The organism is Ligilactobacillus sp. ESL1201 (assembly GCF_058503265.1).
Genome location: NZ_CP196362.1, coordinates 960,790 through 987,171, shown reverse-complemented (window position 1 = coordinate 987,171; position 26,382 = coordinate 960,790). Strand labels below are relative to the sequence as shown.

At 46.0% G+C, this 26,382-nt stretch carries 23 protein-coding genes; 2 read left to right on the top strand and 21 right to left on the bottom strand.

Translation table 11 applies throughout. The features are described 5' to 3' along the window. Positions 1–39: 39 nt before the first annotated feature. A complete protein-coding gene (gene parC, locus ACSYSK_RS05020; RefSeq protein WP_491715864.1) occupies positions 40–2,481 on the bottom strand; it encodes a DNA topoisomerase IV subunit A in 2,442 nt (813 codons plus the stop codon). Then, positions 2,478–4,466, bottom strand: a complete 1,989-nt coding sequence (parE, locus tag ACSYSK_RS05015; RefSeq protein WP_491715808.1) for a DNA topoisomerase IV subunit B — start codon at positions 4,464–4,466, stop codon at positions 2,478–2,480. The genes parC and parE overlap by 4 nt, the downstream gene beginning before the upstream one ends. A gap of 158 nt (positions 4,467–4,624) precedes the next feature. Here parE and plsY point away from each other — a divergent pair, with 158 nt between their 5' ends. Continuing rightward, positions 4,625–5,248, top strand: a complete 624-nt coding sequence (gene plsY / locus ACSYSK_RS05010; RefSeq protein ID WP_491715807.1) for a glycerol-3-phosphate 1-O-acyltransferase PlsY — start codon at positions 4,625–4,627, stop codon at positions 5,246–5,248. A 66-nt stretch (positions 5,249–5,314) separates the two neighbouring features. Here the strand turns inward: plsY and hslU are convergent, their stop codons facing one another. From hslU to dapB, 15 genes are all read right to left on the bottom strand, one after another. Continuing rightward, on the bottom strand, positions 5,315–6,727 hold the full coding sequence (hslU, locus tag ACSYSK_RS05005; protein ID WP_491715806.1) for an ATP-dependent protease ATPase subunit HslU: 1,413 nt from the start codon (positions 6,725–6,727) through the stop codon (positions 5,315–5,317). A gap of 45 nt (positions 6,728–6,772) precedes the next feature. Then, positions 6,773–7,315, bottom strand: a complete 543-nt coding sequence (hslV, locus tag ACSYSK_RS05000) for an HslVU peptidase proteolytic subunit (protein WP_491715805.1) — start codon at positions 7,313–7,315, stop codon at positions 6,773–6,775. Positions 7,316–7,338: 23 nt separating this feature from the next. Then, on the bottom strand, positions 7,339–8,235 hold the full coding sequence (gene xerC, locus ACSYSK_RS04995) for a tyrosine recombinase XerC (RefSeq protein ID WP_491715804.1): 897 nt from the start codon (positions 8,233–8,235) through the stop codon (positions 7,339–7,341). Between the two features lie 125 nt (positions 8,236–8,360). Next, the gene (topA, locus tag ACSYSK_RS04990; protein WP_491715803.1) at positions 8,361–10,475 is read right to left on the bottom strand and encodes a type I DNA topoisomerase; all 2,115 of its coding nucleotides are present in this window, start codon (positions 10,473–10,475) and stop codon (positions 8,361–8,363) included. Positions 10,476–10,544: 69 nt separating this feature from the next. Beyond that, positions 10,545–11,417, bottom strand: coding sequence for a DNA-processing protein DprA (dprA, locus tag ACSYSK_RS04985; protein ID WP_491715802.1), 873 nt, complete (start codon positions 11,415–11,417; stop codon positions 10,545–10,547). 68 nt (positions 11,418–11,485) lie between these two features. Beyond that, complete coding sequence (gene rnhB / locus ACSYSK_RS04980) at positions 11,486–12,247, bottom strand: ribonuclease HII (protein WP_491715801.1); 762 nt, start codon at positions 12,245–12,247, stop codon at positions 11,486–11,488. Further along, complete coding sequence (gene ylqF / locus ACSYSK_RS04975) at positions 12,240–13,097, bottom strand: ribosome biogenesis GTPase YlqF (protein ID WP_491715800.1); 858 nt, start codon at positions 13,095–13,097, stop codon at positions 12,240–12,242. Before ylqF ends, rnhB begins: the two co-directional genes overlap by 8 nt. A gap of 164 nt (positions 13,098–13,261) precedes the next feature. Next, positions 13,262–14,683 (bottom strand): S41 family peptidase, encoded by a 1,422-nt coding sequence (locus ACSYSK_RS04970; protein WP_491715799.1) that lies wholly within the window; start codon positions 14,681–14,683, stop codon positions 13,262–13,264. 15 nt (positions 14,684–14,698) lie between these two features. Continuing rightward, positions 14,699–14,923, bottom strand: coding sequence for a YozE family protein (locus ACSYSK_RS04965; protein ID WP_491715798.1), 225 nt, complete (start codon positions 14,921–14,923; stop codon positions 14,699–14,701). Continuing rightward, on the bottom strand, positions 14,923–15,549 hold the full coding sequence (locus ACSYSK_RS04960) for a YpmS family protein (protein WP_491715797.1): 627 nt from the start codon (positions 15,547–15,549) through the stop codon (positions 14,923–14,925). Before ACSYSK_RS04960 ends, ACSYSK_RS04965 begins: the two co-directional genes overlap by 1 nt. Next, positions 15,546–16,484, bottom strand: coding sequence for an SGNH/GDSL hydrolase family protein (locus ACSYSK_RS04955; protein ID WP_491715796.1), 939 nt, complete (start codon positions 16,482–16,484; stop codon positions 15,546–15,548). Before ACSYSK_RS04955 ends, ACSYSK_RS04960 begins: the two co-directional genes overlap by 4 nt. Positions 16,485–16,489: 5 nt before the next feature. Further along, positions 16,490–17,002, bottom strand: coding sequence for a dihydrofolate reductase (locus ACSYSK_RS04950; protein ID WP_491715795.1), 513 nt, complete (start codon positions 17,000–17,002; stop codon positions 16,490–16,492). A gap of 15 nt (positions 17,003–17,017) precedes the next feature. Then, positions 17,018–18,904 (bottom strand): ABC-F family ATP-binding cassette domain-containing protein, encoded by a 1,887-nt coding sequence (locus ACSYSK_RS04945; protein ID WP_491715794.1) that lies wholly within the window; start codon positions 18,902–18,904, stop codon positions 17,018–17,020. Positions 18,905–18,917: 13 nt separating this feature from the next. After that, the gene (locus ACSYSK_RS04940; protein WP_491715793.1) at positions 18,918–20,120 is read right to left on the bottom strand and encodes a CCA tRNA nucleotidyltransferase; all 1,203 of its coding nucleotides are present in this window, start codon (positions 20,118–20,120) and stop codon (positions 18,918–18,920) included. Further along, on the bottom strand, positions 20,117–20,896 hold the full coding sequence (gene dapB / locus ACSYSK_RS04935) for a 4-hydroxy-tetrahydrodipicolinate reductase (RefSeq protein ID WP_491715792.1): 780 nt from the start codon (positions 20,894–20,896) through the stop codon (positions 20,117–20,119). The genes ACSYSK_RS04940 and dapB overlap by 4 nt, the downstream gene beginning before the upstream one ends. Positions 20,897–21,036: 140 nt before the next feature. Between dapB and ACSYSK_RS04930 the strand changes: the two genes are divergently transcribed. Further along, positions 21,037–21,852, top strand: coding sequence for an integrase (locus tag ACSYSK_RS04930; protein ID WP_491715791.1), 816 nt, complete (start codon positions 21,037–21,039; stop codon positions 21,850–21,852). Positions 21,853–21,919: 67 nt separating this feature from the next. On the opposite strand, the gene ACSYSK_RS04925 is transcribed toward ACSYSK_RS04930, so the two are convergent. From ACSYSK_RS04925 to rpsA, 4 genes are all read right to left on the bottom strand, one after another. After that, the gene (locus tag ACSYSK_RS04925; RefSeq protein WP_491715790.1) at positions 21,920–23,182 is read right to left on the bottom strand and encodes a tetratricopeptide repeat protein; all 1,263 of its coding nucleotides are present in this window, start codon (positions 23,180–23,182) and stop codon (positions 21,920–21,922) included. 151 nt (positions 23,183–23,333) lie between these two features. After that, positions 23,334–23,609: an HU family DNA-binding protein gene (locus ACSYSK_RS04920; protein ID WP_491715789.1), complete on the bottom strand. Its 276-nt coding sequence runs from the start codon at positions 23,607–23,609 to the stop codon at positions 23,334–23,336. Between the two features lie 159 nt (positions 23,610–23,768). Then, entirely contained in the window at positions 23,769–25,076 is a 1,308-nt protein-coding gene (der, locus tag ACSYSK_RS04915) for a ribosome biogenesis GTPase Der (RefSeq protein WP_491715788.1), read from the bottom strand. Between the two features lie 74 nt (positions 25,077–25,150). Then, complete coding sequence (rpsA, locus tag ACSYSK_RS04910; RefSeq protein WP_491715787.1) at positions 25,151–26,335, bottom strand: 30S ribosomal protein S1; 1,185 nt, start codon at positions 26,333–26,335, stop codon at positions 25,151–25,153. Positions 26,336–26,382 lie beyond the last annotated feature (47 nt).

Sequence of the window (26,382 nt, the reverse complement as noted above, 5' to 3'; positions counted from 1 at the left end):
GACACGTTAACTTTTGTCTCGCCCTTTTTTTGGATTTTATTATTCTGTCAGCTGCCCTACTTCGACCCATTTCGGTTGCCCCTGTGTCGTCGTATCGATCACAAACGAACCATTAGAATAACGATCGCTTAACGGGTGCTCTTTAGGATCAATGCTGAGCTGTTCGCCGGTATCAGTCGTAATTACTAAAGTTTGGTCCGTACCAACTAACTGTACCACATTGATCCGGTGCGGGTTGCGTTTTAGTTCACGTAAGACCTGAACACCGCGCCGCGCCCGGGTAGTTAACGGTACTTCGGTCACCTTCATGCGTTTGAATGCTCCGCGCTGCGTAAATAGCGCAACTTGACTGGCTTCGTTGACGAGCAAAACGCCAACAAGATAGTCATCTTCTTTTAAATTAATGGCCTTAACACCAGCGGCCTGCTTACCACTAGTCGGAACCTCGGCTAATATATAGCGTAAGCCGTAGCCCTTGTTAGTGATACACAAAACTTGTTGGTCTACTGCTGCTTCTTGTTGGTAATCCGCTAAAATCACCCTGTCGGCTGGCGTTTTTAATTTCATAAACTGACTAGCACGGGAACGATACGTCCGCCCCGGTTGTAGGTTACTCAAATCAGTCTGCTTGATATAGCCCTCTTTAGTCGCGAAAACAAACTTGCCGCCAGCATCTAACTGGGCAAAACAATAAACCTTGATCACAGTTTCATCGCTAGCCAGCCCGACCGTTTGTGACAAATGCTCGCCGGTGTCCTTCCAGCGCGCCTCTAATATCTCGTGAACCGGCCGGTAGATCATGTTGCCTTTATTAGTCAAAATAAAGAGGTGTGCCAGCGTATTAACGGTTGCGTTATAAACTACCTGGTCTTCTTTTTTCAAACCGTTTTCGGCATCGCCTGAGGCCTTAAACGAGCGCAAAGACGACCGCTTCACGTAACCATCGCGTGAAACCAAAACCCGCACGTCTTCATCGGCAACTAGTACGGCGGTTTCAATTTGCAGGTCCTCTACTTTTTCTTGGATCTCCGTTAACCGCTCCGTACGGTATTTACGTGCAACTCCTTGCAACTCCTTTTTGATCACTTTGTCCAACTCCTGCGGGTCGGCTATGATCTTTTGGTAATTAGCAATATTTTTTCCTAACTGTGCGGCTTCTTGGCGCAAGGCAGTAACGTCCGTATTCGTTAAGCGGTATAACTGCAAAGACACGATCGCTTCGGCCTGTTTACTACTAAAGTCAAATTTTTTAACCAAATTATCCTTCGCGTCTTTTTTATTTTTCGATGCGCGGATAGTCTGGATCACTTCGGTTAAAATCGATAAGGCTTTGATCAGACCGGCAACGATCTCTTCTCGTTCCTGTGCTTTGTGCAGTTCAAAACGCGTCTTCTTAGTAGTCACATCGCGTTGGTGAGTCAAATAAGCCGTTAAGATCGTCTTTAGTCCAACATGTTCTGGTCGTTTATGGTTGATTGCGACCATATTGAAATTATACGAGATCTGCAGGTCCGTGTTTTTAAAGAGATAGTTTAAAATTCCCTGTGCATCGACGTTTTTTTTCAGTTCGACGACGATCCGCAGTCCTTCCCGGTCACTTTCGTCTCTGACTTCGGCGATCCCCTCTACTTTTTTCAGTAAACGTAATTCGTCGATCCGCTTAACTAAAACAGCCTTATTGACTTCATACGGAATTTCGGTTGCTACGATCTGCTGTTTACCACCGCGTAACTCTTCGATCTTAGTCCGCGAACGCACAACGACCCGGCCACGACCAGTTTCATAGGCCTGCTTGATACCCGCCGTTCCCTGTAAGATCCCACCGGTCGGAAAGTCCGGCCCCTGGACGAATTGCATCAATTCTGCTAACGTAGCTTGCGGGTGACTTAGTAAGTAAACTGCCGCGTCGATCGTTTCTCCTAGGTTGTGCGGGGGGATCTCGGTGGCATAACCGGCGGAGATCCCCGTAGCGCCGTTGACCAGCAAATTAGGAAAATGTGCCGGTAAAACGGTCGGTTCGTACTCGGTATCGTCGAAATTTAAGACCATTTCCACGGTCTTTTTATCGATATCGCGTAACATTTCTCCCGCGATCTCTGACAAACGGGCTTCGGTATATCGCATCGCTGCGGGGGGATCCCCGTCCATCGAGCCGTTATTACCGTGCATTTCGATCAGTGGGGCCCGTAATTTCCAGTCCTGGCTCAAACGCACTAACGCTTCGTAGATCGAAGAATCCCCGTGGGGGTGAAAATTACCCATCACGTTGCCCACAGACTTCGCCGATTTTCTAAACGCCTTATCATAAGTATTCCCGTCTTGCGCCATCGCAAATAAGATCCGTCGTTGCACGGGCTTTAAGCCGTCCCGAATATCCGGCAGCGCCCGTTCTTGGATGATGTATTTAGAATAACGACCAAAGCGTTCGCTCATTACCGCTTCAAGTGAAAGTTCTTGAATATTGGTTTGTTCCACCACTATTGTTCATCTCCTGGGTCTGATGTTTTTTGGTGTGCGCCTTCAACTGCGACAGTATCTAATAAGCTACCGTCTTCTTCTAAGGAGAACTTGACGTTTTTTTCGATCCATTTGCGCCGGGGTTCGACCTTATCGCCCATCAGCGTTGTCACCCTGCGTTCGGCCAACGCATCGTCGTCGATCTTAACTCTGACTAACGTTCTAGTGGCAGGGTTCATCGTCGTTTCCCACAGTTGGTCGGCGTTCATCTCTCCTAAGCCTTTAAAACGCTGTAAGGAATAGCCCTTACCACCTAGTTCTCGAATCGCCGCTTGTAATTCGGCTTCCGTCCATGCGTATTTGATCACGGGCTTTTGCTTAACGTTTTTTTGCACCTTATATAAAGGAGGCAACGCGATATAAACCCTGCCCGCGTTGATCATCGGGCGCATGTACTTGTAAAAAAAGGTCAGCAGCAAAATCTGAATATGTGCGCCATCGGTATCGGCATCGGTCATGATCACGATTTTATCGTAGTTAGCCGCTTCTAGGTCAAATTCAGCGCCCACTCCCGCACCAATCGTATAAATCATTGTATTGATCTCTTCGTTTTTAACGATGTCTTGTAACTTGGCCTTTTCGGTGTTTAATACCTTGCCGCGCAGGGGTAAGATCGCCTGAAATTTACGGTCACGTCCCTGCTTAGCCGAACCGCCGGCAGAATCTCCTTCGACCAAAAAGAGTTCGTTTTTCTTAGCATTTTTAGACTGCGCGGGGGTCAATTTACCCGAAAGTAACTGGTCTTTTTTGCGCCGCTTCTTACCGTTACGCTGCTCATCGCGGGCTTTACGGGCGGCTTCCCGGGCTTCCCGGGCTTTTAGCGCTTTACGCACTAAGTCCTGGGCAAATTCGCCGTTTTCCATCAAATAATACGTTAGTTGTTCACTGACGACCTCGTCGACGATACTGCGCGCGACCGGGGTCCCTAGTTTTTCTTTAGTCTGCCCTTCAAATTGCAATAACTCTTCGGGAACTCGCACCGAGATCACGGCGGTCAGCCCCTCACGGACATCGCTGCCTTCCAATTTTTTATCCTTGGCCTTGAGCAGGTCAACACTGTGGGCGTACTCGTTAAACGCCTTGGTCCACGCCGCCTTCATCCCGGCTTCGTGTGTCCCTCCGTCTTTGGTGCGCACGTTATTGACAAAAGACAACAAGTTTTCCGAATAACCGTCGTTGTACTGGGCGGCGACTTGCACTTCAATCCCGTCTTTAGTCCCGTCAAAATACATGACTTCCCCTAACGTGTCTTTATCTTCATTTAAGTACTGAACGAATTCCTTGATCCCTTCTTCGTACAAGAAAACGTCTTGGTGGTCCGTGCGTTCGTCGGTCAACGTGATCTTAACGCCCTGTAGCAAAAAGGCAGATTCCCGCAAACGTTCCGCCAAGATATCGTAATTATAGTGAGTGGTAGTAAAGATCTGCGGGTCGGGTTTAAAGGTCACCTCAGTTCCGTTAGGACGCTTGGTCGGCCCTAATTTGCGCAACGTTCCCTGCGGTTGACCGCCATTTAAAAAGTCTTCCTGGTAAGCAACACCAGCACGCACGGTTTTGACCGTCAAGCTAGTAGAAAGCGCGTTGACCACCGAAGCGCCTACGCCGTGTAAGCCGCCAGACGTTTTGTAGCCACCCTGACCAAACTTACCACCGGCATGCAGGACCGTAAAAATCACTTCGATCGTCGGGATCCCCGATTCATGGATACCTGTGGGCATCCCCCGGCCGTAATCACTAACGGTGACCGCATCATCTTCGTGGATCGTGACGTTGATTTCTTTGCCGTAACCAGATAAAGCTTCATCGACTGCGTTATCGACAATTTCGTATACTAAATGGTGTAAGCCATTAGAGTCGGTAGAGCCAATGTACATTCCCGGACGTTTTCTGACGGCCTCCAATCCCTTTAAAATTTGGATCGAGTCATCATTATATTTTGGCTGTGCCATCTTAGACTTCCTTTCCCCGTATTTAAAACAAGCATAATAGATTATAGCCGACATCCATCAAAAAGCAAATAAAATTATGTTTAGTCGTCCACTAATAATTGCCGCTCGCTACAGAAACTGCTAAAATTAATAAGATAATTTAAAAGGAGGTTTCCTTTTTGGATCCTAAGATTATTTGGATGCTGGGCTTAGGCTATTTATTAGGTTCAATTCCTTCTGGTGTCTGGATCGGCCAGCTTTTTTACGGCAAAGACGTGCGCAAATATGGTAGTGGTAATAGCGGTACTACCAACGTCTTGCGCGTTTTTGGTAAAAAAGCAGCAGCGGTCGTTTTTTTTATGGACATGCTCAAAGGTAGCTTGACCGCATTATTGCCATACTTCTTTCATTCTAACGCCAACGCGATGCTGATTGGACTAGCAGCGATCCTCGGCCACGTTTTTCCGCTTTTCGCCCATTTTCGGGGAGGCAAAGCCGTCGCCACCAGTGTCGGTGTCTTGTTGATTTATAACTGGCATTTCTTCGTTTTGGCCTGGTTAATGTTTATCATCTCGCTAGCTTTGACCAGTATGGTCAGCGTCGGTAGCATGATGGGCTTTACCGCCACCACGATCGGCTCTTTGTTTTACCATGATTGGGTCTTGACGGTCGTAGCGTTATTACTGACGATCTTTGTTTACCTCAGACATCTGCCTAACATCGGGCGGATCGTTACCGGCAAGGAAAGCATGCTGCCGTTTGGGCTGGGCTACTGGTACCGCCAAAAAAAGAACCAAAAATAATTTTTACCCTACATTAAAAAGGTGACTGAAGTTAAGCTAACTCCGGCCACCTTTTTAGTATCCTAATTACAAAATGTAACGACTAAGATCTTGGTCCTTAGAGATCTTACCGATTTTTTCTTCCACGTAGGCCTCTGTGATCGTGATCTCACCCATTTGCATGTCAGGTCCTTCATATAATAAGTCTGCTAGCAATTTTTCCAAAATCGTGTGTAACCGTCGCGCCCCGATGTTTTCCGTGTCGCGGTTGACCGCAAAGGCGATCTCGGCGATTTTATGAATAGCTTCGATCGTAAAGGTGACCGAAATGTTGTCGGTACCGATCAAAGCAATGTACTGCTTGATCAAGGCGTTATCGGGTTCCGTTAAAATTTTAACGAAATCGGCGACGCTCAAAGCGGCTAATTCCACCCGAATCGGGAAACGGCCCTGCAATTCGGCGATCAAGTCACTCGGTTTACTGTCCTGAAAGGCGCCGGAAGCAATAAATAAGATATGATCGGTGTCAACCGCCCCGTATTTAGTTTTGACCGTCGAACCTTCAACTATCGGCAAAATATCCCGCTGCACACCCTCACGAGAAACTTCTCCCGCGTTTTGTTGGGACTTAGACGTGATCTTATCGATCTCATCGATAAAAATGATCCCGGTATTTTCGGCTCGCTCGATTGCAGTGGCTGCTAATTGTGCGCTATTAACTAATTTTTCGGATTCCTCTTGCACTAAGATCTCCCGTGCATCTTTGAGCGCCATCGTCCGCGTTACTTTTCTCGGTGGAACTAGCGAACCCAGCATGTCTCCTAGATCCATTCCCATTTGTTCTAGTAACGGGTTAGCGTGATTTTCGGGCACAGGAGCATTGACTTGTAGGGTCACTTCCGTATTTTCTAGCTGGCCGCGTTGTAATTGTTCCCTAACTTCTTCTCTTTGCTGGGTAACTTGGGCACTGACGTTTTCTTCCGGGTTACGAAAAGCGTCTTCCGTCGGTAACTTCCCGTTTTGTAAGTCGTGCATCAACTGGCGAAAGTTTTCTTGCTGCGCGTTATTTTTACCCTCTTTATTGGGAACTAATAATTTGACCAAACGCTGGTCTGCGTTAGCGATTGCTTCAGAACGTACCTGAGTGAAGGTCGCCTTTTTTTCCATGCGGTAGGCGTCTTCTACTAAATCGCGTACCATCGATTCTACGTCGCGCCCAACGTAACCGACTTCAGTGAATTTAGAGGCCTCGACTTTAACGAAAGGCGCGTGGACGATCTTGGCTAACCGGCGGGCAATTTCCGTTTTACCGACACCAGTTGGCCCGATCATCAGTAAATTTTTAGGCGTCACGTCGGCTTGCATCGCTACGGGCAGTTGCATTCTGCGGTAACGATTACGTAAAGCCACGGCGATCGCTTTTTTAGCCGCATCCTGCCCGATCACGTAATGATCTAGTTCTTTGACGATCTGTTTGGGGGTTTTATCAAGTGGATTCATGTTAAACGGCCGCTTATAGCAGCCTGATTCTCCTTTCAGAAACGCTTATAATTGCTCAGCAACGATATTATGATTGGTGAAAATGTCAATGTCGCCAGCGATGTCGATCGCACTTTTAGCAATATCGATCGCTGACATCTCGGGAGCGTGTTTGGTCAAAGCCTTAGCGGCTGCCAGGGCATAGTTGCCTCCAGAACCGATTGCTAAGACATCATCATCGGGTTCGATCACCTCACCAGAACCAGATACTAATAACAAGTTTTTCTGGTCAATAACGATCAACAGTGCTTCTAGTTTTTGTAATTGTTGGTCACCGCGCCATTCTTGGGCTAACTCGACGGCGGCCCGTTGTAGATTGCCGCTATACTGGGTCAATTTCTTTTCAAACCGGTCTTCTAAATTAAAGGCATCCGCCACACTACCGGCAAAACCGACAACAACTTGGTCGTGATAGATCCGTCTTACCTTATGTGCGGTCCCTTTCATGATCACTTTTTCGCCCATTGTGACCTGGCCATCGCCTGCCATCGCGGTGTGTCCTTGATGACGCACGGCACAAATCGTAGTTGCTTCAAATGAAACTGTCATTGTTTTCCTCCTCGGATCAGTAATTAAGCGCGCGGAAAGAATTTACGGTAATCGCGCTGTAAGTGTTCTGTAGTAACGTGAGTGTAGATCTGAGTAGTCGATAAGCTACTGTGACCCAGTAATTCCTGAACCGTCCGCAAGTCGGCACCGTTACTTAATAAATGAGTGGCAAAAGTATGCCTGAGCTCATGCGGATGGATCGTCGTTTGCAAGGAACTGCGCTTGACGATTTGTTTTAAAATGTAAGTAACGCCGTTAGCCGTCAACTGTGCGCCATAATGATTAACAAAGACGTAATCGTGTTCTTGTTTGTATTTAGCCAGTAGCTCAGCCCGGACGGGAAAATAACGCCGCAAAGCCTGACGACAATAACGACCAAAAGGAACGTAGCGATCCTTGCCGCCCTTGCCGTGTAACAACATCGCCTGGGCACTAAAGTCAATGGCCCCAATAGTTAAGTTAATACACTCAGAAACCCGCATGCCGGTAGCGTACAGGGTTTCCAACAAGGCATTATCCCGAATTTGTTGGGGCTCATCACCTTGAGTAGCGGCAAATAGCGCCGTTAGTTCTTTTTCGTAAAAAAAATGAGGTAAGCTGCGCGGGCGCCGTTTTAATTGCACGTACGCAAACGGGTTAGTAGTTACCCTATCAGTTTTTAATAAAAAGCGGTAAAACGAACGTAAACTAGAGATCATCCGCGAGACGCTGGTTTGCTGGTAATGTTGCTCGTATAAATAACTCAAATAAACGTGAACGTCATCATTAGTGACCGCGGCAAACGACGTTGCACCACCATTATGGGCCAAAAAGGTGCAAAAAGTCCGGATGTCTTGGCTATAAGCCTGAACGGTTTGGACGGAATACTGGCGCTCAAATTGCAGATAATGTTGGTATTCCGTGATCCAGTGTTCTTCCATGTTTTTCACCCACTAATTAAACTAGCAATAATTCTTTACTTATTTTTACCGCTAAAACATATCATAACACACTTTAACCGCGTAACGCCAAAGCTACCCGACCCTCTTGTCGCTTAAAAAACGCACTAACTATTTTGCAGTGCTTCTTCGTAGTCATGATTCGGGCACTTGACTTGCATGCCTTTACGCGATTTTTTGTAAATCAAATAGTGCTGACACTTAGGACAATTGCGTCCGACCGGTTGGTCCCACGAAACAAAATCGCAATCAGGATAACGGGAACAGCCATAAAAGACACGGTTTTTCTTGGACTTGCGTTCTACCACTTGGCCTTCTTGGCACTTAGGACAGGTGACATCCAGTTGTTTGACGATCGCCTTAGTATTACGACAATCCGGAAAACGGCTGCAGGCGTAAAATTTGCCGTAGCGCCCCATTTTAACCACCATCGGAGCTCCGCACAGATCACAATCAAAGCCAGCCGGCTCGTCTTTGATCTTGACCTTGGCTAATTTAGTATCCGCCGCGGCGACTTCCTTAGCGAAGGGCTGGTAAAACTGATCGATGATCTTGACCCATTGCTTTTTACCCTCTTCGATCTCATCTAGTTCATCTTCTAACTGCGCGGTAAAACTAACATCGACGATATCAGGGAAACATTCTTCAATCATCGAATTGACGATTTCTCCCAACTCGGTTGGCACAAATTTACGCGCCGTCAACTTAACGTAATAACGTTTTTGGATCGTACTTAATGTCGGGGCGTAAGTCGATGGCCGCCCAACGCCATTTTCTTCCAGCGTTTTGATCAAATTAGCTTCAGTATAACGTGCCGGCGGCAAGGTGAAATGTTGCTGCGGGTCGGTTTTAACTAAGCTGGCGGTTTGGCCTACCTCTAGTTCTGGTAGTAAATTGTCCTTACGTTTAGCGTCTGCGTATACCTTAGTATACCCAGGAAACTTCATCTTAGAACCATTAGCCCGAAATAAGACCTGGTCTTGGGTCAAATCAGCCCGCACGGTATCGACTAATGCCGGCGTCATCTGACTGGCGACAAAGCGCGCCCAAATCAAAGAATATAACTTAAACTGGTCTTTAGTTAAGTATTTTTTGAGCGACTCGGGCGTCCGCAAAGTCGAAGAAGGCCGAATTGCTTCGTGCGCGTCCTGGGCGTTTTCGGCTAATTTACCGGCCCGCGGAGTAACGGCGGCGTACTGACTGCCGTAGGTTTCCGTAATAAAGGAAGCAGCCTCGTGTTGGGCAATCGTAGAAATTCGCGTCGAATCGGTTCGCATGTAAGTGATCAACCCGACTGCGCCTCCCTTACCGATATTGATCCCTTCATAAAGCTGTTGTGCGATCATCATCGTTTTTTGGGTGCGAAATTTCAAATTATTATTAGCCGTTTGTTGCATCGTAGACGTCGTAAACGGCAATGCCGGGTAACGCTTACGTTCTTTTTTAGTCACGTTAGCTAAGGTAAATTCTTTTTGCAAGTCGATTCGTTTGAGTACGTCTTGCACGTCATCGTTATTATTCAGTTCCGTTTTCTTACCGTTTAACCCGTAAAAAGCCGCCTGAAATTTATCTTTACCCTTCTTAAAATCCGCGGCGATCGTCCAGTATTCTGCAGGTACGAATTTTTTGATCTGTTGTTCACGCTTGATGATCAAGTTTAACGCGATCGACTGTACCCGGCCGGCGGAAAGTCCCTTTTTGACCTTCGACCAGAGTAACGGGGAAATCGAATACCCCACTAGTCGGTCTAAGATTCGGCGTGCCTGTTGGGCATCAACGAGGTCCATGTCAATGGCCCGCGGATGTTTAAAGGCGTTTTTTACGGCTTCTTTAGTGATCTCGTTAAAGACGACCCGGTTTTTTTCCTGTGGATCTAACCCCAATAGGTAAGATAGGTGCCAAGCGATGGCTTCTCCTTCCCGGTCCGGATCGGCTGCGAGATAAACGTGTTGTGCTTTTTTAGCTTCTTTACGTAGCTCTTTGATCAAACTCCCCTTGCCCCGGATCGAAATGTAATGGGGTTCATAGTCGTGTTCGATGTCGATTCCCATCTTACTTTTAGGTAGATCTCTGATATGACCTAAGCTAGCCATTACTTTATAGCGTGAGCCTAGGTATTTTTCGATCGTTTTCGCTTTAGAAGGAGATTCCACGATCACTAAGTTTTTTTTGATTTTTCTTTTAGTTTTAGTAGCTTTTTTCTTTTTTGTGGTCTGCGGCAAATCATCCCACTCCTTTATTTAATTAATATTTCACAACTAAAATCGCTAATCATGTTATGCCACTCATCTTCAATTTGTCAAGAAATTTGTTAATTCGTCTAAAATATCCTGACTGGTCAGTGCCGGTTTCGCGCCCGCCAGCAATAATTCATTAGTTCCCTGCGCTAACGGCTGATCGATATTTCCCGGTACCGCTAAAACATTGCGGTTTTCTTGTAAAGCCAAGTTAGCGGTGATCAAACTGCCGCTGCGTTTTTTAGCCTGAACGACTAGTAAACTGCGGCACAAACCGGCGATGATCCGGTTGCGGTAAGGAAAATGAAACTTAAGTGGTCCTTGACCTTGTTCGTACTCACTTAATAATAACCCGTTACGAGCTACAGCCGCTTGTAATTCTTGGTTATAGCGGGGATAAACTTGATCTAACCCGGTCCCTAAAACGGCGATCGTATTGCCATGATGTTGTAGCGTGATCTGGTGTGCCAAGCTATCGTTGCCCGCCGCTAAGCCACTAACGATCACTACTTGCTGAGCAATCACAGCGGGTAACAGGCGTTGCAGGGCAATTTTGCCGTAAGTAGACATTTTGCGCGCGCCAACGACGGCTAATGCAGGAGCCTGTAACAGTCCCAAGTCTCCCCGGTAAAATAAAACTAGCGGTGGTTGGTAGATTTCTTTTAGGACCTGCGGATAACAATCGTCTAGGATCGTTAAAATACCTGCGGTCCGTAAATTTTGCTGGATCCGATCAGTGAGTTGACTAGAATGAAAAGCAGTCAAAAATTGGTGCAAGTTATTATTTTTCCCCGCTAATAGTGTCGCCAATTCCGTTCTCGTCGGTTGGCGGTGCAGTTCTTGCATAAACGCAAAGATCTTGTGCTCACCGGCTAACCCAATTCCCGTAGCTAGATGTACTCTAATTAAAAATGAACGATCATTCATGCTTAAATCCCGCCTTTTTTTAATTAAAATACGTCAAAACTAAACTAATTAACTCCCATTGCTTTAGTTTAGCTAAATTTTTTGACCGGTGCAAACGATAACCGGTGGATCGGTGTCAGCCCCAGTTGGGCCAAAGCAGCGAGGTGTTTAGCCGTACCATAACCTGCATTGTGAGCTAAGTCATAGCCTGGGTAGCGCTGATCATATTCTTGCATGATATGATCACGAGTTACCTTAGCGACGATACTAGCCGCCCCGATCGAAACCGAACGCGCATCGCCTTTGATCAGGCTGAGTTGGTCGATGTCACTGTCGAGTTGCATCGCGTCAACCAGTAGTTGTTGGGGCCGAACAGTTAAATTAGCCACCGCCTGTTGCATTGCACTACGCGCTGCTTCGTAAATATTGATCCGGTCGATCTCGCGGTTAGAAACGACGCCTATTCCGACGGCTAGCGCCTGTTGCAAAATCACCGGGTATAATTTTTCCCTAGCCTTAGCACTGAGTTGCTTAGAATCATTGACTTGATAAACGGCAAAAGTGGGCGGCAAAATGACTGCCGCCGCAACAACTGGTCCCGCTAACGGTCCTCTGCCAGCCTCGTCGATTCCTGCTACCAATTGATCTCGTTGCCAGTACTCACGTTCAAAACGACTGCGATAACGAAAAGCCATCAACTGATCTTGCTTTTTTTGCTGTCTTTTCCAATAGCTTTGCAATTGTTGTTGGACCCCCCGCCGGGGATCATCTTTTAACGCCGCCAGTTCTTTTTTAGTGGGAGTGGCGTGTAGTAGTTCTCGAATTTGTTTAACCGTTAATTTCTCACTCACTTTTTTCACGCACCACCCGTTGGGGAGCTTGTTCTAGCGTGTAACGACCTAGTTTACCTTTTCTGATATCTTGGATCAGCCGCTGGGCGCCCCGGTCATAATCGTCTTGAAAGCCGCAGTTTTTAGTCAGCGCTAATAACGTATCAACGTCACTAGCAGTCATTTGTGCGTCTGTCAGATGATAGCGTTGCTGCAAGGACGTAGGGGCCGCTTGCTTAAAAAAAGCAAGAGCGTATAAGCCGATATCATCGGCGTGATATAGTTGGTCTTTGATGGCCCCGGTCAAGGCTAATTTTTGTCCGACCAGTTGGTCTTCAAATTTGGGCCATAAAATTCCCGGCGTGTCTAACAGCTGCAGGTTTTTGCCCGCTTTTAACCACTGTTGTTTTTTGGTCACTCCCGGTTTATTGCCGACCTGTGCGACGTTTCTAGTAACTAGGTGATTTAACAAAGTCGATTTACCCACGTTAGGGATCCCGACGCATAGTGCGCTGATTTTACTGTTGCGGATACCCCGTTTTCGTTGACGCGCGAGCTTATCCGCTAATAATTTTTCTACTTTTTTAGTAATAATTTTAAGCGCACCTTGATTGCTAGTAACGGCCACAGCGGGTTGTCCTTGTCCTTCGTAATAATCTAACCACTGGCTAGTTTGCAGTTCATTAGCTAAGTCTTTTTTCGTTAAGATCAATAGTGTTGCTTTATCCGTTAAAATGCTGGCTAACTGCGGATTACGCGATGATTCCGGCAGCCGAGCGTCGACCAGTTCAAAAACGATATCGACGCTGCCCAATTGTTCTTTGACTTGCCGTAATGCTTTAGCCATGTGTCCAGGATACCACTGAATCATGTTTTATCTCCTTAAATCATTATTTATTCGTGTTTCATTATACACGTCTACGCCGTAATCAGTCTATTACTTACAGAAAACAAAAAAGGAGCTGCAACAAAACAGAGTTTTGTCTCAGCCCCCTTTTTGGGATTCCATAAACGATAGTCTTAATCGCGTTGCTTTTATTGCACCGTTTTGATTGCTTGCTTATATGCCTGATCAGAACGTACTAACAGTTGAGCAACCTGTTCTTCTAATTTTTGGTTAGTCTGCGGATCAGCTACACCGGTAACGGGTAATTGTTGCTGGGTTTGGAACTGCCGCACCGCCGCTGCAGTTTGTTCGCTGTAATACCCGTCTTCACGTCCCGGAGTAAAACCTAAAGCCTGCAAGAATTTTTGAATAGTCTTGATGTTGGTATTAACTTGGTCTTGCCGGTACGTTTTTTTCACGTTTGGCGCTGAGAGGTAAGCAACTGCCGGGTAATCAGCTTTAGTCGTTGGCTGTAGTCCTTTTTCGTGGATCCACGAGCCATCTGGTGTCAGCCACTTAGCGATCGTTAGTTTCAGTTCGGTTTTGTCCTTAAACGGCAAAGCATTTTGGACCGTGCCTTTACCAAAGGATTTAGTACCGATCAGTGGGATACCAGCTGATTGATTAAGAGCAGCCGAGAAAATTTCTGCGGCACTCGCTGAACCACCGTTGATCAAAACAGCCGTCTTTTCGGTCACCTTAAAGCCTTGATCGTATTTACGTCCCGCACGGTAGACTTCTTGTTTACCATGTCGGGGTTGGACGCGCATGATCACCTTACCATTATCCAAAAACATGGAAGACATCTTTAAGGCCTGGTCCATCAAACCACCCGGATTGTCCCGCATATCGATCACAAAGGACTTAGCCCCCTGATGACGTAACTTCTTGATTTCTTTTTTCATCTCACGCGTCGTATTATCGGAAAAACTGGTAACTTGGATGTAACCGACCTTTTTAGCCTGGGGATCTAAGTGGCCGTTGACCGTATGCACGGGGATCGTATCTCGCTTCAAAGTCTTGGTAAATGTCGTTTGCTGTCGTTTAATCGTTAACGTAACTGAGGTCCCTTTTTTACCCCGGATCAAAGAAACAGCCTTATTAAGCGAATAGCCCGAAATGGCGCGGCCATCGATCTTTAAAATCACATCTTTGGGCTTTAACCCGGCTTTTTTGGCGGGGGTCCCTGCAATCGGGGACACGATTTGGATCTGATTATTACTCTTACGCACCTCAGCACCGATCCCCGTAAAACTGGCCGAGATCGTATCGTTTAACGACTGGGTATCACTTTGAGACATGTATTCGGAAAATTGATCGCCTAAAGCATCGACCATCCCGTTTAACGCGCCGGTCTCCAGTTTTTGTTGGCTAATATTACGGTAATAATAAGACGACAACGCCTTATCTACCGCAGCGATTTTGCCTAAAGAGGCATTTTGGCGTTCAACTACTTGTAGCCGGGTATTCATAATGGCATAAACTATGCCCCCGCCTACTATTAATGTTAATAATGAGGTCAGTAGTAAGGTCCACCAACCAAATTTACGTTGCTTTTTAGGGGAATCCAAAGTATCTCCTTCTTCCTATGCCAGTTTGGTTAAGTATTGTTGCCACGCTTCGTCAAAAATCGTCATCGTCGGTAAGTAATTACCGTTTAATTCCAAGTACTGAGAAAGTTCCTCGTAGTCAGTGGCTTGTTTGGGAAAAGTTTGGTCAAAAAAAGCATTGTTGGCAAACTGAACGACTTCATCGCAATTATTGGGATCCCTTAAAGTCATTAAAAATTGGTAAAAAGTGAGTGTTCTCATCACTGCGCCTCCTGCTCTAGCGGGATCAAAACCTTAAAATCAAGCACATCATGCTGTAAGTCCAGCTTTTGGCCCTTAACTTGCATCCCTTGTTTAGTCTGCAAGTGACTCAAATCTAACGTGATCAGTTCCTTTTCCGGTGAGATCTTAACGGCTTGACCGGTATTAAAATGGTTTTTAACGTAGTTTAAGACGAATTTTTTGGGTGCGTTTAAAGAACCGACGGCAATCGAATTGACTTTTAACGCGATGTTACCCCTTTGGTCTAAAGAAGGCGTGGCAGAAAGGGTAAACGAAACTTTATTGTCTAACACCTTAGTGGTGCACATTAAAATCGCCACGTGTCCAAAAATGAACTTATAGTTTAGCTGACTATGGGGTTCTTTACTGAGATAGTAATTGATCACGTCACTTAGCTGTTGTTTGGTCAACTGGACGTTGATCCCCGTTTTATTTTGCTGCTGACTGCTACTAGCCAGTGCTACTTTTTCTTCTTGTTTAACCAGCGGATTAGGCGTTAACGCCCGGTGGATCACAAAAATCCCGGTCGCTAACAACAACGCCAGTAAAATTGCAAATGCCCATTTCCAATAATTAATGCGGGCACGTTTGGCTCTATGTTTCATTTCAGTTTCCCCTTACTAATAGTAGTATGCTTTACTATACTATGATATAGCTGTTTTGTCATGTAGCGGTATCCCCGCGAGTTGGGGTGAAAGTGATCCGTAGTAGAAAGATAATCATTTTTCTCCCGCGAATCGGCTAAAATTTGCGTCAATTGCTGTTTTTTCACTTTTTCCAAGTTCGGGTCGGTTTGGGCTCGCAGTTTTTTCTTAGACTTCCACCGGTATTGCCCTTGAGATAGCTGAGCTTCGATGTTGACTAAGTAAGAATTGTTTAAATTTCCTACTTGTTGGGCAGCGATGTTGTTCCACTGGTGCACGTAGTCTTGTAACGCGGTAATTTGGGGGAAATAAACGTAAAACGGGTTATAGATCGAAAATAAAAAAAGAGGCGCGTGTGAGTTGTAACGCCGGATCTCAGTCAACAACGCCGTTAAGTTATTTTGGTAGTCAGTTTGTGCTTTGGTCATCACCGTGGCAAACCGTGAACTCGCTAAGTACTCAAAATTATTTTGGAGTACCTGCATTAAATCGTTGCCCCCCGCCGTTACCGTGATAATATCGGCTTGTTTGACGTGGCGTTGCATCTCATTACTTTGCCGTAATCTTTTTAAAATTTGGGTAGTCGTATCGCCCGTTTTACCGTCGTTAGTCGTTTGAACTTGGTGTGCGTATCGGCCCAGTTGCGTGCGCACTAAAGTAACGTAACCGCCACCCTGCTCACTGGTATCACCAACCCCACGAGTCAAAGAATCTCCCACAGCAGCGACATCTAAATGCTTGATTTTGGCTGGTGTTTTTTTAACCGGAACACTACTGGTAGTCTGTTTAGGACCGGTATTAGTTGGCCGGTTTATCAGGGTCAGCAAGCCCCAAAAAAGGCCAGTTAAAAGTAATAATACGAGTAAAAATTTTCCCCCAGCGATTATTTTTTTCATCTATTTCATTCCTGACTGCGCCGCCGGTATAATTCCCACTTGTGCGGGTAAGGATTTTGCTGGTCGGTGGTGCCCACCACTTGTTTTACCAATTCAAACTGGTGGTAATCTAAGGCAGGCATCGTCGTATCGCCAGCAAAGTTACCGGTAACGCTGGTTTTAAAAAGATAAGTGACCGTGGTCGCGTAATATGCAAACAAACTAGCCCCCCCGATCACAAAAATCAGTTGGTCACCTTGGTGAGCTAGCCAAGTATCTAGCTTAGCAAAATTAGGGAAAACAAGTACCCGCTGATCAGTGGCATAACGTTGTGCCAAGCGCTGATCGTGGCTTAAAACTACGTGTTTTCTACCGGGCAAAACGCGGGGAAGACTAGCAAAAGTTTTTCTGCCCATCACCATTGGATGCTCCATCGTCGCCGCCTTAAAAAAAGTCAAGTCAGCTGGCAGGTGCCAAGGTAAGTGGCCCGCGACGCCGATCTGTTGTTTTTGATCTTCTGCCCAAATAAAAGCTAGCATATTAACTCCTCGTCACTAAACATATTGTCCTAACTCTTCCCAACGTTGCATCTTAGTTTCTTCTTGCCGGTTTAACTGTTCGACTTGCTGTTGCAATTCTCCCAACTGTAAGTAATCGTTACCCGCAACTGTTGCCATCTGTTGTTTTAACTCTGCTAGTTGGTCATCAATTTGTTCAATTTCTTGTTCCAACTTATCATACTCGATTTTTTCGGCATAAGTTAACTTAGTCTTAACGCCTGTTTGAGTCGGCTGCTGTTGTTTTTTGCTAGGTGCTTGCTTGAGATCTTTACCACTATTTTTTTGTTCTTGTTGTAAGTAGTCCGTCATTTTACCGGTATAACGAACTACATTACCCGCTCCCGTAAAAATCAGTAATTTTTCGGCGGTCTGGTTCAAGAAATAGCGGTCATGAGATACAGTGACCACGGTCCCCGCAAACGTCTGCAAATATTTTTCCAACACCGTTAACGTGTTGACGTCCAGATCATTGGTCGGTTCGTCTAACAATAACACGTTAGGCTGTTGCAGTAGTAATTTTAACAGGTACAAACGCCGCTTTTCTCCTCCAGATAGTTTGCGGATCAAAGTACCGTGCATAAAACGCGGAAATAAGAAATCCTCCAGTAACTGGGTCGTACTGATCGTTTGACCGTCAGTATTGACCACGCTTTGTGCAACCTCGTTTAAGTAACTGATCACCCGTTTATCCGGCGAGATCGGTTCTGTTTGTTGGTGATAATAACCGATCTTGACGGTCGGCCCGACGATCAGTTCTCCTTGATCAAGGGGCAATTGTCCGGCTAAAACGTTTAAAAAACTAGACTTGCCGGCACCGTTTTGCCCGGTGATCCCGATTCGGGCTCCCGCTGTCAGTAATAAATCGAAGTGGTTAATAATTTGGTGCGTCCCTAGTCGCAAAGAAGCATCTTTTAGCTCCAAGACCTTTTTGCCCAAACGTTGTTGCCCCAATTCAACCGTTAACTGTGCGTCTTTTTGCTGGGGATGATGAACTTGATCGGCTAAAGTTTCAAAGCGTTTCAAACGAGCCTGTTGCTTAGTTGAACGCGCCTTGGCACCTGTTTTGACCCAGGCTAATTCTTGGCGGTAAAGTTGCTTTTGCTTATGCTCTTGGCGGGCGACTTCTTCTTGCCGTGCCTTTTTTTGCCGCAAAAAAGCCGCATAGTTTCCCTGGTAAGCAGTTAATTTCCCCCAGGATAATTCATAGATCTGATTAGCGACCCGGTCCAAAAAATAACGATCGTGAGTCACCACCAACAATGCCCCCTGGTAGTTTTGCAGGTATTGTTCTAACCAGTCGATCGAATCAAAATCCAAGTGATTAGTGGGTTCATCTAATAATAACAGGTCTGGTTTTTGCAACAGCACCTGAGCCATTCCCACTCGTTTAGCCTGACCACCGGAAAGTTGACTGATTTTTTGGGTCAGTTGCGTGATGTGAAGCTGATTGAGGATACTCTTAACGTCACTTTCAAGCACCCACGCATTTTCTTGGTTCATTCGTTCTTCGATCACCGCATACTGTTCGGCTAGTTGCTGGTTTCTTGGCTCCTTAGTAAATCGGGCCAAGATCTCTTCGTATTCACGAACCAGTTGAAACCGGGGACCACTCCCACTAAAAACTGCGGCTAACACGGTCTGTGTCGGATCTAGCACCGGTGTTTGTTTGAGGTAGCCGATCTGATAGTCGTGCGGCATGATGAGCTCGCCTTGTTCGGCGCTATCCTGGCCACTCAATACGTTGAGTAAGGTAGTTTTACCCGAGCCATTAGTACCGATAAGGCCGATCCGTTGTTTTTCGGTGATCAGCAAATTTAAGTCCGTAAATAAAGTCTTTTCACCATAAGTTTTAGTTAAATGCTCCGCGCGTAATGTTTGCATGGCGCACCTTCTTTCATGAATTGCTCCATTTTTGAGCATACTCCAACAAGTCTGTTTGCCGGTTGGGGAGTTTTCCGTTTAAAACTAAACTTAAAATCGTGGTCAGTAATTCACCTAGCTTTTTTCCCGGCTGAAATTGTAACTGCTGAATCAGATCGTGACCGTCGATTTGAAGTTCATTTTTATTTTTGAGCGGTAACGCAGAATAACGCGCTACTAATTGTTCTTCATCATAGCCACCGCCACACAAGCAAGCGACGTTATTGGCTGCCAGTAACAGCGGCAAACCCGTGGTAAATAACAACTCGGGCGTTAGCTTTTCAAATTGCTGTAACGCCGCGAGTGCTTTGGTCACCTGAGTGATCATCTCGTTAGAACTTTTCCATTTTTTAAGTAAACTTTTGGTCTGTGTCAAGTTTAACTGGAAAAAAGTACAGACCAGCACCCAAATTTCAATTTCGTTATTAAAATGGAGCCGTTGCAGCTGACTGATCTGTTGTAATTCGTCCCGATAAGGGGCAAATTGCGGACAATACAAATAAAGTTTTGCCCGCAAGAATTCACTTAATCCTTTTTGCGGCGCGCTGCCTAATAACATCTTGACCCACTCGTCATGAATCCTTTCGACCGCAATTTTAGCCAGCAGACTAGCGTTATTAGCCAGTGCCTGCCGTGTTTTTTCTTCAATAGCGAAATCCAGCTGACTGGCAAAACGAACAGTTCGTAACATCCGCAAGGCATCCTCGTGAAACCGCTGGTTGGGGTCCCCCACCGCGCGGAGCGTTTGCTGGTGGAGGTCCGCTAACCCACCGAATAGATCGATCAGTTGACCGTCGGTATCCAATGCCAGCGCGTTGATCGTCAGGTCACGCCGTTTTAGATCCTCCGTTAAAGAACGGACGAATTCGACGTGGTCGGGGCGCCGAAAATCCTGATAGCCGCTTTCTGTACGAAAGGTGGTAATTTCGTAGCTACGTCCTTGGGTCAAGACCATCACCGTGCCGTGTTTGATCCCCGTGTCAACGGTCTGTCCAAAAATAGCCTTGATTTCAGCGGGATAAGCGCTACTAGCGATATCAATGTCGTGCGGGGGTAAACCTAACAATAAGTCACGCACACACCCACCGACAAAATAAGCTTCAAACCCAGCCGCTTGAATTTGCTTTAAGACTGGCAGTGCAGCGGTAAATTCAGCAGGTAATTGCTCTAATTTCATAAAATGTTTTCCAACCCCACCATTAAAGTTTGTAATTTATTAACTCGTCGTAATGCTAATGCCACTCCGTTCATAAAAGACGACCGGTCAAAAGAATCCTGCCTGATCGTCAAGGCTTCTCCGGGAGCCCCAAACAAAACCTGTTCGTGAGCGACATATCCCGGCAACCGGACCGCGTGGATCGGCACATCGTAGGCCTTACCACCGCGGACCCCGGGAATAGTCTCGTGTGCTTGGTCGTTTTTAATAGGTGCTTGCGTCCGGCCAGCAGCAATCTTTTCTGCCGTACTCAACGCCGTACCGGAAGGAGCGTCTAATTTATGTTCGTGGTGCATTTCGATAATTTCGGCATCGGGCAGATACTTAGCCGCTTGGTGAGCAAATTGCATCAGCAGTACCGCAGAAATACCGAAATTAGGAACGATCAAGCCGCCTAATTGTTTTTGTGCCGCTAAGTCTTGTAACTCAGCGACTTGCTTGTCAGTTAAGCCCGTAGTACCGATCACGGGATGAATTTCTTTTTGTAACGCGGCCAGCGTATTTTCGTAAACCGCATCAGGGGTAGTGAAATCAAGCCAAACATCGGCCGCACCTGTTGGGATCTGCGCTAATTTGGTGTACACAGGAACCGTTTGTCCGTTTGTAGTGGTCAGGTCCGTTTGTTGCGCGTGCGGATCGTAGCAACCCACTAGGGCAAGATCATCTTCTTTTAATACTAGTGCTAGGCTTTGTGCACCCATTTTGCCGTTAAAACCAGCTATTATTACTTTGATCAATTGCTTCACATCCCCATTTCAAAATATCATAGTCAATTTTACCAGAAATGAGGGGCATTTGCAGTGATTGTTGGGGGTTGTTTTGGGTTTTTATTTTTGTTAAAGTTAAAGTAACAAATTACTATTAAGAAGGTAGCGAAATGACATTTCCTTACGAGCAACGATTTCACAAATATTTAAGTCACGAGAAGTTACTGACCCCCCAAACTAGCGCCGATTTGTGCCACGACGTTAGTGACCTGTTCAATTACCTACGCACTTTTAACCCCGTTTACCAGGAACAACCCGAATTGTCCGTTTTAGAAGAAAGCGATATTCGCGAGTACTTGATCATGCTCCAAAGTCAGCGCGGAATCAAAAATACAACCTACAATAAAGTGCTGACACACCTTAACACCTACTTTAAATTTCTCTTTAAATACAAACTATCATCATCGCTGCCCACTCTTACCTTGAGCGGCTTACAGCGCTCTTTAGGCGACATAGCTGTTCTTTTGGGTTGGGAAACTCATTTGCCAAAATACTTATTACAACGCGACCTGCACGACTATACCAAACTCACCTTGTTGCTACTCAGTCGTTACTACACGATCGCCGAGATCCTCGCCCCCCAGTTTTACCGCGTACTAAAAAAAGAACAGTGGGCGGCAAATGAAACCTCTTTTCTGACGGCATTTTCCCAACACCAAGCTGCCCGCCAAGAAATGCAAGAATCTAACGACCTGTTTTTAAAAACCCGGATCAATTTGAGTAACCCCAGGCTGTCGTTAGCGGGATTGCATAAGATTTTAAAACGCGACCAAAAAAATTGCGCATTGCCGCTTAAACCGCAACTGCTGCACCAAGCCGTTATTTTTAATTTTATCAACACGCACCAAAACTGGAGTGACGAGCAGCTGCAACATCACCTGCGCCTAACGGACACTTCGTTGAATTATTACCGTCAGTTAAAGTAACTTTTTATTAAATCAAAAATGAAGCCCAGAAGCAATTTCTCATTGCTCCTGAGCTTCATGAAGTTGTTTAAATCGTGTCTGTCAGTTGTAACTGCAAGTCATTCATCTCAACGTTATTCGGATCAAGCTGCAAGTAAGCAGCGACACACTGGCGCGCCTGCTGTAAGTGACCGACATTGCGGTAAAAATACGCCGCATCCGCCAAAAAATCAGCAGCCGCACTCAAATCAGCGTAGGCCGCGTCATAGGACTGCAGCGCTTGTTCGTAGTTTTCCGTGGATACCAACGAACGTCCCTGGTTCCACCACAAATGGGCATCGTTTTGCTCTTGCAGGTATTTTTGCAGCAGCTTCAAGTTTTCTTCGTGCTTACCTTCTTTTAAATACAGGTCACTTAACGCGTTGACCAAAGTCAAATTGTCAGGATCCTGGTTAACGGCTTGCAACAAGTACTTTTCGGCTTCCGGTAACTGCCCCACTTTGAGTGCCATTTGACTAGCTGCTAAGTACAATTTGGGGTTGTACTGGTCGACAGCTAGTCCTTCTTGTAACGTGCGCAATGCCTGGCCAAATTGTCCTTGATGCTCGTAAATTTTGGCAAGATAGCCGTAAACTGTCGGATAATCGGGTGTACTTTCCTGCAGTTTTTCCAAGTTTTGCTGCGCCTCTTGTTCGTGTCCCAACTCAAATTGCGTCACGGCCAACTGAAAACGCGTGTCTGGATCCAAATTTTCCGGATGAATCTGTTCTAAGTAGCCTAAAGCCTGTTCAAATTTTCCGCTTTCGGCGTAGCTGACGCCCAAGCGTGCCACCAAATCGACCTTGGCGTAGTTAGTGATCCCCTGTTTGATCAAAGCCAAGTAGTATTTACGTGCTTGACTGTACTGCCGGAGATTAAAGTACAACTCGGCCAAAGCAAACTGGATCGCCGTTTCGCTCGGAGCCAACCGGTAAGCCTCTAATAGCTTTTGTTCGCTGATCTCGAAGAGCCCTTGAGTCTGATAAAGGTCGGCAGCAACTAACAGCGACTCCAAATAAGCCGGCGATTCGGGCGTGATCTCCGCCAAATACGATAGGGCTTGTTCGTCTTGGCCCTCATTGAGCGCTAATTCTGCCAGGGCCGTTTTGACCTGATCTTCATCCGGGTAACGCTGTAATAACAGTTCGTAAGCCCGCTTAGCAAAATTGGTAAAGCCCAGCGAAACTAGCTCTTGGGCCAAATTATAGATCAATTCGTCATCGTCTTTACGTAGTGCCCAGTTAAATTTTTTTCGTGCTAGTTCTAACTGCCCCGCTTCCAGTGCAGCTAACGTTTCTTGTGCGTAACTCATCTACTCATGCTCCTTTACTCATAATCATTATAAGCTTGCTTAGCGCCAATTTAACAGTAGTTTGTTTACCACACTAAATAATACCAGATAATAAAAGGAGCCAGAACAAATTAAATTGCCCTGACTCCTAGTTATTAGCTTTTACACTTAATTATTTAACAGCATCCTTAAGTGCTTTACCTGGTTTAAAGGCCGGCACTTTACTTGCTGGAATTTGAATTTCTGCACCTGTTTGTGGGTTACGTCCCTTACGCGCAGCACGCTGACGTACCTCAAAATTACCAAAGCCGATCAGTTGTACTTTTTCGCCGTCTTGCAAGAATTCTTGGATAGAATCGAAGACTGCATCAACTGCAACAGTTGCATCTTTTTTGGTTAAACCGGTTTTTTCCGCAACAGTTTCAATTAACTTTGCTTTATTTGCCATTTATTTCACCTCCTAAATTAGGAAATCAGTTAGCCAAGAGGTGGCTACCTTTGACCAACCTGACAATGACCCAAGTCACTGTTCACATAATAAGATAGCACATCAAGCCTAATATAACAAGGTTTTTATGCCGCTTTAATCATTTTTAATTTAATTTTTTTACTTTCTGCGCCTTTCAATTAATTTGAGGGGCGTTCCGCTAAAATCAAAGGCCGAGCGGAGTTGATTTTCCAAAAAACGTTCGTAAGAAAAGTGCATCAAATCCGGATCATTAACGAATAACACAAAGGTCGGCGGCTGAGTGGCGACTTGCGTCCCGTAATAGATTTTCAGGCGTTTACCGTTATCACTAGGGGTCGGATTATGAGCTAATGCGTCCAGCAAAACATCGTTTAGCACGGACGAAGTGATCCGCCGTTTGTGATTGCGATTGACCTTTTGGACCAAGGCGGGTAATTGTTCTAACCGTTGGTGCGTTTTAGCGGAAACAAAAAGCAGCGGTGCGTAGCTTAAATACTGAAATTCCTGGCGTACAGCAGTCGTAAAATCAGCTAAAGTATGGTTAGTTTTGGACAAACTATCCCACTTATTAACTACAATGATCACTCCCCGCCCCGCATCGTGCGCGTAACCGGCAATGTGCTTATCTTGCTCGCGGATCCCTTCTTGGGCGTTGAGTACCACACAAACCACGTCACTGCGTTCGATCGCCCTCATTGCGCGCAATACCGCGTATTTTTCCGTTTTCTCGTAAACCTTGCCGCGTTTTCTGATCCCGGCCGTATCGATCACGGTGAATTTTTGGTCATCGATCGTAAATTTAGTATCGACCGCATCCCTAGTTGTGCCTTCCATGTCCGAGACAATCACGCGTTTCTCACCCAACAAAGCGTTGACTAGTGACGATTTACCCACGTTCGGGCGGCCGATAAAACTAAACTTCAGCGAGTCATCCGCTGCTTGTTCTTGTTTAGCGGGAAAGCGATGACAGACCTGATCCAACAAATCACCGACACCGATCCCGTGAGTGCTAGAAACCGGCCACGGATCTCCCAGTCCTAACGAATAAAAATCGTAAATTTGTGCTCGGGCCTCAGGATTATCGACCATATTAACTGCTAGCAAAACCGGTTTATTGGTCTGATAAAGCAGTTGTGCGACTTGTTCGTCGGCCTGAGTCACTCCCTGTTTAACGCTGACGACTAACACGATCACATCGGCTTCATCCATCGCAATTTTAGCCTGTGCCCTAATTTGAGTCAGCAAAGGTACCGAACTAATTTCGATCCCACCGGTATCTATTAGGCTAAACTCTTGGCCCAGCCACTGTGCTTGGGCGTAGATCCGGTCTCGCGTTACCCCTGGAGTATCTTCGACGATCGAGATCTTCTCTCCAGCAATTCGGTTAAATAAAGTGGACTTGCCGACATTTGGTCGCCCCACGATTGCCACTACTGGATTACTCACTTTAATTTCCTCCTGCTAGCAAAAAAACCAGCCCACCATGATGCGTTGAGCTGGTTTGCTTAATTGACGTTAAATTAACCCTTTAAATCTTTACCAACAATATCACCTAAAGTAAAGCCGGATTCCTCAGCAGGAAAGTCCGTCGTTGCTTTACTCTGCCGCTTCTCGTTGACTTCAGCGGCTGGTTTTTCTTGTAAAGCCTTGATTGATAATGCCAAACGATGCGCTTCCGGGTCTACACTCAAAACCTTCGCTTGAACTTTTTCACCAGAAGTCAAGACTTCATTAGGCGTTGCAATATGTTTGTGCGAAATCTGTGAAATATGCACTAAACCTTCGACACCAGGAAAGACTTCGACGAAAGCGCCGAAGCTAGTCAAACGTTTGACCGTTCCTTCGATCACGTCACCAACAGCCACTTTTTCGGTGATACCATCCCATGGCTCTGGCAAAGTTTGTTTGATCGACAAGGAAATCCGCTCCCGGTCAGGATCGACGGATAAGATCTTAACTTGCACTTCTTGGCCCACCTTAAGTACGTCAGATGGCTTACCTACGCGTTCGTAAGAGATCTCAGAAACATGAACCAAACCGTCCACACCGCCTAGATCGACGAAGGCACCAAAATTAGTTAACCGCGCTACCTTACCAGTTACCACGTCGCCAGCTACTAACTGAGCCATGACTTCTTGGCGTTTAGCGGCACGTTGAGCCTTAGCAATTTCTTTGTGCGATAAAATCAACCGGTTTTCGCTCGGTTCGATCTCAATGATCTGCAATTCTAATTCTTGACCCTTAAACTGGTTTAAATCTTCCACAAAGTGATCAGAAACCATAGAAGCAGGAATAAAGCCACGAACACCGACATCAACTACTAAGCCACCCTTAACAACTTGGGTAACAGTGGCCGTTAAGTGTTCGCCTGACTTGAACTTCTCTTCGATCTCGTCCCAGACTTTACGAGCTTCAAGCCGCCGCTGAGACAACAAAAAGCTGCCGCCTTCTTTATCCGAACCAATTTTAGAAATTACGACCAAATCAAGCATGTCACCGACTTTAACGTTATCGGCTACCTCTTCTGGTTTCATACTCAATTCCCGGGCTGGAACAACACCTTCGACGCCAGCGCCTTCAATTCCTACAATTACCTGTTTGGCATCGTCTAAAGCTAAAACCTCACCCTTGACTACATCGCCAATTTTAACGGTCTTAACGCTATCCAATGCTTCTAATAAATCCTTGTTTTCTGATTCACTCATGGACTATGTCCTCCTTAACGACTAACTCTAGTTTACATCTTAACTGA